The sequence below is a fragment of the Georgenia muralis genome, from assembly GCF_003814705.1.
GTDB lineage: Bacteria > Actinomycetota > Actinomycetes > Actinomycetales > Actinomycetaceae > Georgenia > Georgenia muralis.
The window spans coordinates 3,388,511-3,401,706 of record NZ_RKRA01000001.1; the positions used below are offsets into that span (position 1 = coordinate 3,388,511).

A 13,196-nucleotide genomic window follows, 5' to 3' on the forward strand; every position below is an offset into this window, starting at 1 on the left:
ACGCTGCGGCTGCTGGCGCGCGAGCTCGAGGAGGCCCGGGACTCCTCCTCCACCCGGACGCCGGCGCGCACGTGCAGAGCCTCCTGCTCGACGGGCTGCTGCTCGGCCAGGCCCACAACTACCTCGACGACGTCGGCGCAGGACCGCGCCCCGGTTCCCACGCGGCCATCGTCCGGATCGTGGACCTGCTCAACGAACGCGCGGACGAGCCATGGTCCAGCACCTTGCTCGCCCGGGAGGCGCACCTGAGCGTTCGGGCCCTCCAAGAGGGATTCAGGCAACACGTCGGGCAACCGCCCATGCAGTACCTGAGGGACGTGCGACTGCGCCGGATCCACACCGTTCTCCGGGACGCACACCCCGGGAGCACCACGGTCGCGGCCGTCGCCTCACGATGGGGCATCCTGCACATGGGTCGCTTCGCAGCGGCCTATCGAGCGGCGTTCGGCGAGTCACCGTCCCGGACACTCGCACGGTAGAGGCGGCCGAGGAAGACCACCGCCTGGGCGGCGTCACATCTGTGCGGGCACTCCATGGAAGCCCACGATCGTCGTCGTGCCGTCCTTCTCGACGACCTTCAGGGCGCCGTCGTCGACGTCGACCTCCACCTCGGTGGGGTGAGCGATCAGGTGGCGGAGCAGCACCGGATACTTCGCCGTGTTGCCTCCGACGGCGATCACCACCACGTCGTCCTTGGGGTCGTACATGGCGTACGCGAACGGCAGGTGCTCCGCCTCCGGCTGATCCCCGTACTCGGGATGCAGGATCTCGATGGTGACGTACTGCTCCCGGCGATCCCTGGTCAGCTTGTCGAGCTGCAGCATCCATTCGTCGTGGTCGGTGGTCGGGCTCGACGTCATTGGACAGACCCTTTCGCGATCACGTGCCCCCAGAACATCCGTCCGGAGTGGTTGCCCATCGTCGGTCGTCACCCAGTTCGGCGGCATCCCGCGAACCCGGGATGACGCCGGTGGTACCGCTGTACCAACCTCATCGTTACTACCCACTGCTGGAACCCGATCGGTGGTTCCGCCATGGGCGAGAGGACCTGATGAATGCATCGCTCCTCCGACGGCTGGTCGCGGAGTTCGTCGGAACCGCCATCCTCGTGCTGTTCGGAGCAGGATCGATCGTCGCCGCCATGGATCAGGGCGACGGCACGCTGGACTACGCCGGCCTGGGGATCGTCTCGCTCGCGTTCGCGTTCGCCGTCACCCTCGCCGTCTACACCGTCGGGGCCATCTCAGGCGCCCACATCAACCCGGCCGTGACGATCGCGCTCGCCGTCGTACGACGCTTCACGTGGGCCGAGGTCACGCCGTACGTCGTCGCCCAGCTCGCGGGTGCCGTCGCCGGGGCGTTGCTCATCGTGGCGTACGCCGGTGATCGCGCCACGAGCTCCGCCCAGGTGGGTCTCACGTCGCTCGCAACGGGCGTCAGCGCCGCGCAAGGGGTCCTCGCGGAGGGGCTCGGAACGTTCCTGCTGCTCCTCGTGGTCATGGCCGTCGCGGTGGGCCACAGCGCACCCGCAGGGTGGGCCGGCTTGATCATCGGCCTGGCCGTCGCGACCGAGATCATGGTGATCGGCCCGTTCACTGGAGGCTCCGTCAATCCTGCCCGGTCCTTCGGCCCCTACCTGGTCAACCAGCTCTTCGGCGGATCCACGCCCTGGTCGGAGTACTGGGTCTACCTCGCCGGGCCGCTGGTCGGAGGTGGACTCGCGGCGATCTGCTACGAGCTGCTGGCCCGCCCGGGCGCCGCCGTGCCACAACCCACCACACCACACAACGGGAGACCGTGAGGGAGAAGCCATACGCGTCGCGCCTGCAGGATCTCGTGCCGGTGCGGGTGAGCAGGATGCTGCAATCGCCGTTCGCGTTCTACCGGGGCACGGCGGCCGTCATGGCGGCCGACCTGCGCGGTGCGCCCACCACCGACCTCGAGGTCGTCTCCTGCGGCGACGCGCACATCTCCAACTTCGGCTTCTTCGCCTCACCCGAACGCGCGCTCGTCTTCGACCTCAACGACTTCGATGAGGGCGGCGTCGCGCCGTGGGAGTGGGACGTGCGCCGCCTCACCGCGAGCGTGTACGTCAGCGGGCGCGACATCGGCATGAGCGAGGACGCATGCCGCGACGCGGCGTTCGCCGCGGCCGAGGCGTACCGCGAGATGCTGCGGAGCTATTGCCGCCTGTCGACGCGGGAGCGCTACTACGCCCGCGTCGATACCTCTTCGGTCGCGCGTCACCTCGGCGAGAAGGGCGAGCGGACGGTCCGCAAGGCGGCGAAGAAGGCCCGTGGGCGCACATCGGAGCAGGTGCTGCAGCGCCTGACGACGATCGCTGTCGACGGCGGCATCCGCATCGTCGATCAGCCGCCCGTCCTTCGCCACGTCGATCATGCGACCCTGGGCGAAGTCACCGACCTGTTCGCCCAGTACCGCGCAACTCTGCGCGAGGACATCGCCTTCCTGCTGGAGCAGTACCGCGTGGTCGACTTCGCGCTGAGGGTCGTCGGAGTCGGCAGCGTCGGCACCCGGTGCTACCTCATCGCCGTCGAGGGTCCCACCGGCGACATGCTGTTCCTCCAGGCCAAGGAGGCGCCGCCGTCCGTCCTGACGACATACGGTGGTCGGCGCTCGGCCGTGCCCGGCCGCCCCGGCGTGACGGACTTCATCGAGGGTCACCGCGTCGTCGCCGCGCAGCGGATCCTGCAGGCAAACTCCGACCTGTTCGTCGGATGGATCCGCGGCTGGGCCGGTGACTCCGCGGACCGTTACCGGGTGGACTACTACTGGCGGCAGTTCCGCGACATGAAAGGGTCGATCGACCCGGACACGCTCGACACCGACCAGTTCCGCTCGTACGGTGCGCTGTGCGCCGCACTCCTGGCTCGGGCGCACGGGCAGTCTCCCGCCTCGGCTGCGATCGTGAGCTACCTCGGCCGGTCCGAGGAATTCGCCGAGGCGGCGGCGAAATGGTCGGCCGCTTACGCCGATGTCGCCGAGGCCGACTTCGAGCTGCTGCGCCGAGCCGTCGGATCCGGACGTCTCCCGGCCGAGACCGGAGTCTGACCGAGGTTCAGGGCGTGAACCTCCGGACCCCGACCCGAGGCTCACTTAATGCCACCAAGAGTTGCGCGGAGGACCGCACGGATCTGGCACCCCTCTGTGTCAAGGCACGGCTTTGGCGAGGGTCTTCCGGCTAGCTGGTGGTCGGCTTAGCGTCGGCTGCGCGGGTCCGGGAAGTGGCTGATCCGAAGTGTCGATGAGCGGGTGCGAGTCGGCCGCGCTGGATTGACGAGTCGCCCCGCAGTGCCCTCCCGGACCCGCTCCACCCTGCTGCTGGGCGTCGGCGACGAGCTGTCGGTAGACGACGTCGGACAGGCGTCGCTTCAGACACCGCAGCGCCTCCATCGGAGTCTTGCCGGCATCGAGCTTGCGTCTGTAGTAGGCACGACCCTCGGTGTCGTGACGGATCTGAACGATCGCCGCGACGTGCAGGACGTGGTTCATCCGCCGGTTCCCGGCCCGCGACAAGCGGTGGCGGGTCTGCTCGCCCGAGGAGGCGTCCAGGGGTGCGGTGCCGGTCCAGGACGCGAACCGGTTGCGGTCGGCGAACCGTGCCACGTCGCCGACGTCGGCCAGGACCCGCGCGGCACCGGCTGGTCCGATGCCGTAGATGTCTATCAACCCCGACCTACGTTCGAGGACCGCGGCCTTCAGCTCGGCCTTGATCTTCTTCAGTTTGGCGTCGACCGTGACCAGGTCGGCGATCTCTTCGGCGGCCATCCGGCGGCGGGTCTTGCCGGCGATGTCGCGGGGCCGCACGGTAGCCAGCATCGCCTTGGCCTGGGCGGCGGACAGGTCGCGTTTGCGCTGGCCAGGCAGTAGTTCGCTGAGGAGGCGTTGCAGCCGATTGACGGTCTGGACCCGTTGACGGGCGAGCTCATCGCGGCGGTCGGTGAGCATCCTCAGGGCTTCGAGTTCACCGTCCTCGACCACCACCCGCAGGCCATGGGTGCGGACCGCGACGAGGGCGATGGAGTGGGCGTCCAAGGCATCGGTCTTGCGGTTGTGTCCGGTGTCGAACAGCCGCACCCGGGCCGCCAGCTTGGCCGGCACATCGACGACCTTCTCGCCGGCGGTGACGAGCCGTTGGGCCAGCGGACGACCTGCGCCGTTGGCTCCTTCGACGGCCCAGAGCCGGGTGGGCCACTGCTTCACATAACGGCGCATCGCGGCGTAACCGGTGTTGGTGGTGTCGAAGCGTCCGCTGCCGAGGAGCCGTTCGTGGGGGCGTGTCGGAACTTCTGTGTAAGTGCGTGACCTCGAGGCTGGGCCGTGGGAGCGGCCCGGGGAGGACACGTGATGAGCGATATGACCGAGACTGCACGGGTGGGACGTCGTGGTCGTGAGCCTGACCCTGAGCGTGGGGAGGGACTCGTCGACGCCGCGTTGGCGGAGGAGCTGGTCGCCCGGGCCCGTGAGCAGGGGGTGGAGCTCCTCGGGGAGAACGGACTGCTGCGGCAGATGACCAAGGCGGTGCTGGAGCGGGGCTTGGCCGAGGAGCTGACCGAGCACCTGGGCTACGAGCCGCACGAGCGGGCCGGGGCAGGCAACTCCCGCAACGGCACGACGCCGAAGCGGCTGCACTCCGAGGCCGGCACGATCGACCTGGACGTCCCGCGCGACCGGGTGGGGTCCTTCGAGCCGCGGCTGGTGCGGAAGGGGCAACGGCGCCTGGACGGCATCGACAAGATCGTGATCGGCCTCTACGCACGCGGGATGACCGTGCGGGACATCCGGGCCCACCTGGTCGAGATCTACGACGTGGAGGTCTCCGCGGACCTGATCTCCACGATCACCGACGCGGTCCTGGAGGAGGTCCGCGAGTGGCAGGCCCGCCCGCTCGACCGCGTCTACCCGGTGATCTTCCTCGACGCGCTCATCTGCAAGGTCCGCAGCGAGGGAACCGTGCGCAACAAGGCCGCCCACCTGGCCGTCGGCGTCGATGTCGACGGCCGCAAGGAGGTCCTGGGCATCTGGGTCGAGCACACCGAGGGCGCGAAGTTCTGGCTGCGGGTGATGAACGACCTCAAGGCCCGCGGCGTCGAGGACGTCCTGATCGTCGTGTGCGACGGGCTCACCGGCCTGCCCGCCGCGGTCACGACCGTGTGGCCGGACGCGCTCGTGCAGACCTGCGTGGTCCACCTCGTGCGGGCCTCGATGCGCTGGGTGAACTACAAGGACCGCAAGAAGGTCGCCGCCCAGCTGCGCTCGATCTACGCCGCCTCCACCGAAACCGCCGCCCGAGACGCCCTGGACGCCTGGACCGAGTCCGACATCGGCCGGCAGTACCCGGCGATCAAACGCCAGTGGGAGGCCGCCTGGGAACAGGTCATCCCGTTCTTCGCCTTCCCCCCGGAGGTCCGCAAAGTCATCTACACCACCAACATGATCGAGTCGATCAACTACCAGCTCCGCAAGATCACCAAGACGCGCGGACACTTCCCGACCGACGAGGCCCTGATCAAGCTGCTCTACCTCGGCTGCAAAGACCTCGGCGTGGAACACACCCGCAACACCGCCGGCCGCAGCCTGGCCACCGGCTCCTGGCGAGCCGCCCTGAACCAGTTCGACCTGATGTTCCCCGGCCGCCTGGACCGGGTCTGACACCATGAACACACGTCACGCACTTACACAGAACAACGGACAGGCCCTGCTCGGACCACCGATCGCAGCGCGGCGTGGACCTGCGGCCAGTGCGGGCCTCGGGCGAGGGGTTTATGCCCCATAAATGCCCCATGAATCAAAACTGGCAACCTTTCGGTCACGGTCACCAGTCCCGCTCGGGAGACGCATATGGCCCCGGACCTGCACGTTCGCAAGTCCGAGGCCATCTCACTCGGTCGGGCTGACAGTGTCCTGTTTCAACACATAGGCGACAGATGTCTCAAGACATGCGCGACACGTCTCTCAAGACATCCGCGACACCGCTCGGACCCAGTAGGGCTCGGTCATGTCCTCGACAGCCCGTCTGGTCATCACCGCCGTCGTCCATCAGAACCGCCCGGTCGCCGAGGTCGCCGCGACCTACGGTGTCCACCGATCGTGGGTCTACCGGCTCGTGCGCCGGTACGAGCAGGACGGCGAGGCAGCGCTCGAGCCGCGCTCACGCCGTCCCAAGACCGTCCCCAGAGCGACCAGCGCGGAGAAGGTGACGGCGATCCTGGCCCTGCGCGAGGAGCTGACCGCCGCCGGGCACGACGCCGGCCCCGCCACCATCGCCGAGCACCTGACCCGCCGCGGGGTCACCGTGTCCGTGGCGACGATCTGGCGGACCCTGAACCGGCACGGCCTGATCACCCCCGAGCCCAAGAAACGCCCGAAAGCCTCCTACATCCGCTTCGAAGCGTCCGCACCGAACGAGTGCTGGCAGTCCGACTTCACCCACGTCCGCCTCAAAGGCGGCACCGACACCGAAGTCATCACCTGGCTCGACGACCACTCCCGCTACGCCCTGTCCGTCACCGCCCACACCGTCATCACCGGTCAGACCGTCACCACCACCTTCCAGACCACCGCCGCCGAGCACGGCCTACCCGCCACCGTCCTGACCGACAACGGCCTCGTCTACACCACCCACTCGCTCAAGGCCCGCAACAGCTTCCAGCGACTGCTCCACAAGCTCGGCATCCACCAGAAGAACGGCGCCCCCAACCACACCCCCAGACCCAGGGCAAGGTCGAACGCTTCCAGCAGACCCTCAAAAAGCACCTCGCAACCAGAGCGCCCGCGGACAACATCGCCGAGCTCCAGGCCCACATCGACACCTTCGTCACCTACTACAACACCACCCGCCCGCACCGCTCCCTCGGCGGTCGCACCCCACGAGCGGCGTACATCGCCACACCCAAAGCCGTCCCGATAGGATCACCCGCCGGCAAGGACAACCGCGTCCGCCACGACAAGGTCGACGGCCAAGGCTCCGTCACCCTGCGCTATAACGGCCGCCTGCACCACATCGGCGTCGGACGAACCCACGCCCGAACCCCCGTCGTCATCGTCATCCAGGACCGCCACATCGTCATCGCCGCCAAAGACACCGGCGAGATCATCCGCGAGCTCACCCTCGACCCCACACGCGACTACCAACCCCGAACAACGACAAAAGCCGAACCCTCAAAATGAGGGTTCGGCCTGTCGCGGATGTCTTGCGACATCACACGGTCGGGCTGACAGGATTTGAACCTGCGACCCCTTGGCGGATTCGGACGGATCCGGGTCGTCGCCGCTTGTCTCCGGAACTCGCGGATTCCCTTGTGTTTCCGGGGAACCAGGCGGTTCACTCAATCTGAGTGTACTGGGCCAGTCAGGGTTGCTCAGGGGTGATTGCGATGGGTAAGCGGTAGGTTTCTGTCGTTCAACGCAGACATCTCCCACAGCCGCTGTCGGCATGTATAACGCACCACGTCAACGACTCCCGCCTGTGCTTGCCGAAGGCCGACTACCAGCCGTTCGGAGCAGATCCTCCGGTGGTCCGCGAGGCCAACGGCTAACCGAACTCCTTGGCTTCGTCGATGAGGAACCGGTAGCCGAACTCGGGGTCGTGCTTGTGGGTGTCAATAAGTGCGTTGGCCCGGTAGGCCTGCGCGAGCTCGGCGTTGCCGACTGGCCGGGCGAGGCAGCGGTAGTAGGGCTGGCGCGCGATCTTGAGCATCGGGACCGTCCGGGGCTCGCACCTTGAGCAGCTGCCTGTCCGGAACTAATCCCGAAGCGGCTCGTCCATTTCGGTCAGGAACGCAAGAGCGAGGACCATCCACTCCGCAGGGGTAGCGCCCTCCTCCCAGATCTCGAGGTACTCCTCCGGAGTCAGCCCTCTCGGCGCTGGGTTCAGCGGACCGCGGTCGTAGCCGTCGAACGGTGATGTGCTCTTCACCGCGAAGAGTATGTCCCGGGCCTGAGACGTTCTGCCGTCAGCGGAACCACCGACTTGGAACGTCCGGAAGACCTTGGCGTCCCTAGCGGGCGGCCACATCTTCCATACGCGGAGGAACGCGCCCTCCCACTCGCAGTGCGCCCAACGCCAGGGACCTTCGAAGCCCACGGCGGCCAGGCCGGCGAGCAGTCCTTCCGCGGTGTTCTTGAGCTTCTGCTGCTTGTTCACGTCGGGCCTTTCGGGGACGTCACGAGCCGGCGGGCGGCGAGACCAGGACGAGCGTTGCCGGATCGACGTCGTCTCGTGTCCTCAGCGTCGGAAGATGGGAGTGGTCGGCCTGGTCGAGGTCGAACATGGAGGCGGCAAGCATCTGCACCTTCGCCTGTTCGACCGCCGTTGCAACCGACTGTGCGGAGGCGAGCGCGGCGTAGAACGATCGGGCGAAGACAACGGCGGCCGTGTCGTCGACCGTGTCCGACATCCCGATCACCGCAGGTACCGTCTGGAGGAGATCGTCTGCACCCTCGAGGCTCTCGCAGGCGTTCAGGACGACCAGGCGAGGCGGTTCGTCAGTGGCTCCGAGGAGCCTCGCAAGGAGCGTGAAGTTGACGTCCTGCCCGTCGGGTGCGCCGGCGTCGTTCTCCATCCAGACGCCGAACGCGTCAGCGTGGCCAGAGAAGTGCACGACGTGGGGACGGTGGTCGTTGAGTCCGGCGCTCAGATCGCCGAAGGTTGCGGCGGGTGCGTGCTCGACGACGACGAGATCGCGGTACTTCGAGCCGCGCAAGCCCTGCTTGACCTGTCGCACTTCCTGGTCGACGCGAAGCCACGTGCCTTGTTCGACGACCGTCCCATCGGGGCTCGTCACCGTGTTTGTGGTGGCGTCGGGGTTTGACGTCAGGTAGAGCACCCGGAGCCGCTCGGGAACTGGCGGGGCGACCTCGACGTAGCGGGTCACGGGTGACGGGCTGCTCGCGTTCGCCAAGGCACGTGCGTGGCTGAGCTCTTCACGCCTTCGCCTCGCATCGTTGTTCCGCTGGGCGTTTTCGGCGGCCTTCCGCTCTGATCCTTCGGCGGCGCGCAGCGAGGTCGTCTTGCTGGCGATCGTCTTGTCGATGGTCGCTATGTCCTTGCGCGCCTTGGCGACCTTGTCCTCGGCGGCGTCCGCCTTCTTCTCCTCGCGTTCGGCCGCAGCTAGCGACGACCGGATCGCGCTGGCGCTCTTGGAGCGCGCTGCCGCCTCACGCTTCTTGCGGGCGGCCTCGCGCGCCGCCGTAGCGACCTTGCCCTGCGCAGCGATGATCTTCGCGTGGCTGGCTTTCTTGTCTTCCAGAGTCGCGATCTCCCGACGGAGAGTGTCGCTACGTGCCATCCATCTCACCCATCTCTGCTGGTCTGAGTTGCTGGTGCCGCCGTCCGATGGAGCCGCCTACGGTGGCGAGGCTGCCATGGGCACGCCATTGAGTTCTACCGTCGTGAGGCGTGGTCTGCTCGGCGCCTCGCTCGGCGATCCCTAGCCGACGACGTGCCACCATCAGCAGTATGGGCAGTGAAATGACTGGGCTCCCTTAGGGACGCGTGCAGCGATGACGTCCCCTCCGTACTGGGACTCAAGAGGGAGTTGCTTGGTACTGCACCGAACACCTCGCAGGTACATAACCCTTCGCTCCGATCTCGTCGCGTCGCGGAGGCGCTGCCGGGCTTGTCTTCAGCGCCGGATGCGGCGGAAGAGGTCTGCGACCATTCGCTTGGCGCGGTCAAGCCGGGACAGGTTGAGGTTGAGCGCCGCTGCCTGATCCCGCGCCTGGGCGCGAACGTGGTGCTCGAGGGTCATGTTCGAGAGCCACCGCACGTGGGACGCCTGGATGACGTAGTGGGACTTGCAGTCGTACGCACCGTTGCCGATGGACGGTGAGAGGCTGACTCGTCCGTCGTAGCGGAGCGCCCACCCGGCTGGGCCGAGTGGGGTGACGACCTCCGTGCCGCATCCACAGCAGCACAGGTGGGCGACGATGTTGTGCGCGCCGCTGATGTAGAGCACGCCCGGCTCGAGGGGAGTGGGAAGCACCTCGACAAACCGGTGGTCCATCTCGTGGTGGCGGCTCACACGGACAGCCTGTTGATCGTGTTGTCGCTGACGGGGTAAGCGAAGGCGGGCATGTCGGATGCCATGTCGGCGTAGAAGCCGAGATGGCGCTTCCACTGGAGCACTGCGAGTGCTGCATTAAGGGCATTGAGGTCGCCGATCTGGATGTTGCTCTGGTACTCGTCGGGTGCCGTGCCCCCGGCCGGGATCGGCACACGTCGTCCAGGGGTGCTGGTCGAGACGCGCACCATGCCGGTCAGTCCAGCGCCGGTGTCGGTGACGCCCATGCCCACGTCGATGAACGACATGTCAGCGGCCTCCAGGGCCGCGACGATGCCCTGGCGGTCGGAGCCGTCGTCGAGCGCGAGGAAGACGAAGTTGAAGCCCGCGACCTCCGCGACGGTCTCGACCTCGAAGTATGTGGGGTGAGCGATGATCCCGCGCTTGATGCGCGAGTACTGCGCTGCCCAGTGCTCGGCCTTGTTCGGCTGGGCTCGCAGCTCGTTGATGTCGGCGGCGCCCGGAGCGCGAAAGGCGTTGTGGTTGATGAAGACGTCGCCGTCGTAGAGGTGGATCTCGGCTACCGGTGACTTGGCGACGAGGTCGAGAATGTGCGAACCCGTGCCGCCGAGGCCGACGATCGCGATCCGCATGCCGCGGAAGATCGAGTTGAGGGAGGTGGTGCCGGCCCGGCTGGACGATGAGTCGCGGTAGGCGAACGGGTAGTCGTCGTCGGCGACCTCGTGGACCGGATAGGTGCGCGCAGTGGCCCGGGTATCGATGCGGCGGGCCCAGCGTGAGAGCAGGTCGACGTAGATGGTGACCTTGTCGTAGTAGTTGCGGTAATTACCCTCGGGCGGCTTGGCGGAGAAGTAGAAGTTGGTGCGCAGGCCAGGCAGCAGATCGCTGACCTGCATGCCGTGGATCACCTTCGCCAGGCGCCGACCATCGTTGTCGCAGGGCTCCGATCCCGCGAAGTGGGTCGTGTGGTCCGGCGGCGTCGTCAGGATGTCGCCGGCCATGGTGGCCGGCATGACGAACTGCCCTCGGGCCACCGTCTTGTCGGCGGTGACGTAGGGGACGTCGTGGACGACCAGGTAGCCATCACGCAGTTCGACGTCGTAGCCCTCGTTCAGAAGGCGGGTGAGGTCGTCCATGATCAGGACCGCGTCGTGGTCTGGACGCCGAAGCTCGTTCCCTTCTTGACACGAATCCCCTGGCCCGGGGCCAAGGAGCCCGACTCGTTCCCGTGCTGAGCGCGGGTGTACGTCACGATGTACTCGGTGTCGGCGCCTGGGGTCTGCCCGGGGAAGGCGAGCGCGACGACCTGCTCGAACGACACCTCCTTGTCCGCGACGAGGTGCGGGCGAGCGTTCACGAAGACCTCGATCATCTTGGAGCCGTTGGCAGCGGCCAGCTCGGTCAGCGCGTCGGTGGAAACCATGGGTACCTCCTGGGTGTCGCGCAGGGAACCAGGCCGCGGCGCGGTAGGCTTTACCTGTCTGGTAAACAACCGTAGCACGATGGCTTTACCTGGGAGGTAAAGGTGCTTCTGGCGTGGCGCGACCCCGCGCTCGAGCAAACCTGCTCGTCCAGCGACGCCATCGAGCTCCGCTGGCCGCAGTCAGCGGACGCGGTCAGGCGCCTCTTGTGGACCGTCAAGCACTGTCGGGACCTTGCCGCACTACTGAGGCACCCGTCCGTCAGGGTCACGAGCGACAGCCACCGCACCGAGACGTCACTGAGCGTTCAGATGCGCAAGGCGGGGATGCGCGCGATGGCGCTGGCACGCACCGGCGAAGTCCTCGGCATCGCCGAGGCAGACCAACTCCTGCGACATGCGAGCACCACGACTGCACTGCTCGTCGCCGACCTCATGGCAGAGGGATCCGGCAGCCTTCGAAAGGCAATGTGATGACGTCACCAAGCACCAGCACGATGCGGTACATCCCCCGCGAGTTCGAGCCTGACTGGGCGGTCGCTCCAGGCTCGATGATCCAAGAGACACTGGAGGACCTGCGGTTCACCCAGGCGGACGTGGCGGCCCGCGCAAGCATCAGCGCGAAGCACCTCAACCAGGTGATCAAGGCGCATGTTCCGCTCTCCCCCGAGGTTGCAGTCGCGCTGGAGCGGGTGCTCGGAGTACCCGCGGACCATTGGCTCGCACTCGAGGCAACGTGGCAGGCCCACAAGGCCCGCGAGAACTCGGCCGTCTCCTTCGCCGGCCTCGCATCGTGGCTGAGCCGCTTCCCAAACGAGGTGCTGCGAGAGCGGAAGCTCGTCGACACCAAGGCCTCAGTCGCCGCGCGCGCAGATTCACTTCTTAGATTCTTCCAGGTCGCCGACACGACGGCCTTCGAGAAGGTCTGGCTCACACCACAGGCGAACTACAAGAGGAGCCAGAAGTTCGCAATCGATCCATACGCGACCGCACTCTGGCTCCGGCTTGCTGAAGTTGCAGCAGAAGACTTTAGAGTAGAATGCCCCCCGTATGATGCCGGCAAACTTCGGGCGCTCTCACGCATGCTGCCGCCCCTGACTCGCGAACCAATCCCTACCGGTTTCAAGAGTGCCCAGACCCTCCTCAAGAAGGCAGGCGTTCTTCTGGTCTTCGTTCCAGGGATCGCCGACACTCGAATCACCGGAGCCTCCAGATGGCTCGCCTCGAACCATCCGGTGATTGCACTGTCAGGGCGCTACAAGTACCTCGACGTCTTTTGGTTCGCGCTCTTGCACGAGATCGGGCACGTCCTCCTGCACCCAAAGCGGGCGACATATCTCGACGTCGACGTCGGCGGCGCGCACGACGACGAGGACCTGCAGGAGACAGCCGCTAACAGATTCGCTAGCGAAATCATCCTCGACGAGGCTCTCCGGCGTGAGCTCGAGGAGCTCAACACTGATGACCAGTTGCAGTCGCTCGCACGGCGCGCCGGAGTCTCACCGGGAGTGATTGCTGGTCAGTACGGCCATGCGACGGGTGACTGGAGGAAGTTCGGGAAACTACGACCCCGAGCGGATTTCGCCGCGGTCCTCTCAGTCGCCCTTTGACGCTTTAGAGCTGTCGATCGGCAGGCAGCGTCAGTGAACTCAGCTCAGACCCAGTGGATGTGTCGTGCTGTCGAAGAACTGCACTGCGTGCCCGGAGAACAGCCGCTTCATCGTAGGGGG

The 13,196-nt window shown here is 66.8% G+C and carries 14 protein-coding genes and 1 pseudogene; 7 read left to right on the top strand and 8 right to left on the bottom strand.

Annotated elements, in window-relative coordinates; genetic code table 11:
* Positions 1-71: 71 nt before the first annotated feature.
* Positions 72-479 (top strand): helix-turn-helix domain-containing protein, encoded by a 408-nt coding sequence (locus EDD32_RS15315; RefSeq protein WP_170175320.1) that lies wholly within the window; start codon positions 72-74, stop codon positions 477-479.
* Between the two features lie 33 nt (positions 480-512).
* Here EDD32_RS15315 and EDD32_RS19925 read toward each other — a convergent pair whose 3' ends face one another.
* Entirely contained in the window at positions 513-1,061 is a 549-nt protein-coding gene (locus EDD32_RS19925; protein ID WP_342771417.1) for a DUF5335 family protein, read from the bottom strand.
* Here EDD32_RS19925 and EDD32_RS15325 point away from each other — a divergent pair.
* Both EDD32_RS15325 and EDD32_RS15330 read left to right on the top strand, forming a co-directional pair.
* Positions 1,052-1,801 carry an MIP/aquaporin family protein gene (locus tag EDD32_RS15325; RefSeq protein WP_123918850.1) on the top strand — a complete coding sequence of 250 codons (750 nt, stop codon included), beginning with the start codon at positions 1,052-1,054 and terminating at the stop codon, positions 1,799-1,801. The genes EDD32_RS19925 and EDD32_RS15325 overlap by 10 nt on opposite strands.
* On the top strand, positions 1,729-3,072 hold the full coding sequence (locus EDD32_RS15330) for a DUF2252 domain-containing protein (RefSeq protein ID WP_484103615.1): 1,344 nt from the start codon (positions 1,729-1,731) through the stop codon (positions 3,070-3,072). The genes EDD32_RS15325 and EDD32_RS15330 overlap by 73 nt, the downstream gene beginning before the upstream one ends.
* Before the next feature lie 99 nt (positions 3,073-3,171).
* Here the strand turns inward: EDD32_RS15330 and EDD32_RS15335 are convergent, their stop codons facing one another.
* A complete protein-coding gene (locus tag EDD32_RS15335; RefSeq protein WP_123918852.1) occupies positions 3,172-4,365 on the bottom strand; it encodes an IS110 family RNA-guided transposase in 1,194 nt (397 codons plus the stop codon).
* A 12-nt stretch (positions 4,366-4,377) separates the two neighbouring features.
* On the opposite strand from EDD32_RS15335, the gene EDD32_RS15340 reads away from it, so the two are divergent.
* Positions 4,378-5,673 (top strand): IS256 family transposase, encoded by a 1,296-nt coding sequence (locus tag EDD32_RS15340; RefSeq protein ID WP_123920598.1) that lies wholly within the window; start codon positions 4,378-4,380, stop codon positions 5,671-5,673.
* Positions 5,674-6,019: 346 nt separating this feature from the next.
* Positions 6,020-7,191: pseudogene (locus tag EDD32_RS20040) on the top strand (IS481 family transposase).
* A gap of 364 nt (positions 7,192-7,555) precedes the next feature.
* On the opposite strand, the gene EDD32_RS18930 reads toward EDD32_RS20040, so the two are convergent.
* From EDD32_RS18930 to EDD32_RS15370, 6 genes are all read right to left on the bottom strand, one after another.
* On the bottom strand, positions 7,556-7,720 hold the full coding sequence (locus EDD32_RS18930; RefSeq protein WP_170175321.1) for a hypothetical protein: 165 nt from the start codon (positions 7,718-7,720) through the stop codon (positions 7,556-7,558).
* Positions 7,721-7,765: 45 nt separating this feature from the next.
* Positions 7,766-8,167 carry a hypothetical protein gene (locus EDD32_RS15350; RefSeq protein ID WP_123918854.1) on the bottom strand — a complete coding sequence of 134 codons (402 nt, stop codon included), beginning with the start codon at positions 8,165-8,167 and terminating at the stop codon, positions 7,766-7,768.
* Positions 8,168-8,186: 19 nt separating this feature from the next.
* Complete coding sequence (locus EDD32_RS15355; RefSeq protein ID WP_123918856.1) at positions 8,187-9,311, bottom strand: CHAT domain-containing protein; 1,125 nt, start codon at positions 9,309-9,311, stop codon at positions 8,187-8,189.
* Positions 9,312-9,647: 336 nt separating this feature from the next.
* The gene (locus tag EDD32_RS15360; protein WP_123918858.1) at positions 9,648-10,046 is read right to left on the bottom strand and encodes a ubiquitination-like system serine protease family protein; all 399 of its coding nucleotides are present in this window, start codon (positions 10,044-10,046) and stop codon (positions 9,648-9,650) included.
* Positions 10,043-11,182 (bottom strand): ThiF family adenylyltransferase, encoded by a 1,140-nt coding sequence (locus EDD32_RS15365; protein ID WP_123918860.1) that lies wholly within the window; start codon positions 11,180-11,182, stop codon positions 10,043-10,045. Before EDD32_RS15365 ends, EDD32_RS15360 begins: the two co-directional genes overlap by 4 nt.
* Before the next feature lie 2 nt (positions 11,183-11,184).
* On the bottom strand, positions 11,185-11,469 hold the full coding sequence (locus tag EDD32_RS15370) for a multiubiquitin domain-containing protein (RefSeq protein WP_123918862.1): 285 nt from the start codon (positions 11,467-11,469) through the stop codon (positions 11,185-11,187).
* A gap of 102 nt (positions 11,470-11,571) precedes the next feature.
* On the opposite strand from EDD32_RS15370, the gene EDD32_RS15375 reads away from it, so the two are divergent.
* Complete coding sequence (locus tag EDD32_RS15375) at positions 11,572-11,940, top strand: hypothetical protein (RefSeq protein ID WP_123918864.1); 369 nt, start codon at positions 11,572-11,574, stop codon at positions 11,938-11,940.
* Between the two features lie 23 nt (positions 11,941-11,963).
* Positions 11,964-13,076, top strand: a complete 1,113-nt coding sequence (locus EDD32_RS15380; RefSeq protein ID WP_170175322.1) for an ImmA/IrrE family metallo-endopeptidase — start codon at positions 11,964-11,966, stop codon at positions 13,074-13,076.
* Positions 13,077-13,196 lie beyond the last annotated feature (120 nt).

Excerpts from the sequence above, each read along its gene's own strand:
- EDD32_RS18930 (WP_170175321.1), bottom strand. The coding sequence starts at position 7,720 with ATGCTCAAGATCGCGCGCCAGCCCTACTACCGCTGCCTCGCCCGGCCA.
- EDD32_RS15365 (WP_123918860.1), bottom strand. The coding sequence starts at position 11,182 with ATGGACGACCTCACCCGCCTTCTGAACGAGGGCTACGACGTCGAACTG.
- EDD32_RS15380 (WP_170175322.1), top strand. The coding sequence starts at position 11,964 with ATGCGGTACATCCCCCGCGAGTTCGAGCCTGACTGGGCGGTCGCTCCA.
- EDD32_RS19925 (WP_342771417.1), bottom strand. The coding sequence starts at position 1,061 with ATGCATTCATCAGGTCCTCTCGCCCATGGCGGAACCACCGATCGGGTT.
- EDD32_RS15370 (WP_123918862.1), bottom strand. The coding sequence starts at position 11,469 with ATGGTTTCCACCGACGCGCTGACCGAGCTGGCCGCTGCCAACGGCTCC.
- EDD32_RS15355 (WP_123918856.1), bottom strand. The coding sequence starts at position 9,311 with ATGGCACGTAGCGACACTCTCCGTCGGGAGATCGCGACTCTGGAAGAC.
- EDD32_RS15325 (WP_123918850.1), top strand. The coding sequence starts at position 1,052 with ATGAATGCATCGCTCCTCCGACGGCTGGTCGCGGAGTTCGTCGGAACC.
- EDD32_RS15340 (WP_123920598.1), top strand. The coding sequence starts at position 4,378 with ATGACCGAGACTGCACGGGTGGGACGTCGTGGTCGTGAGCCTGACCCT.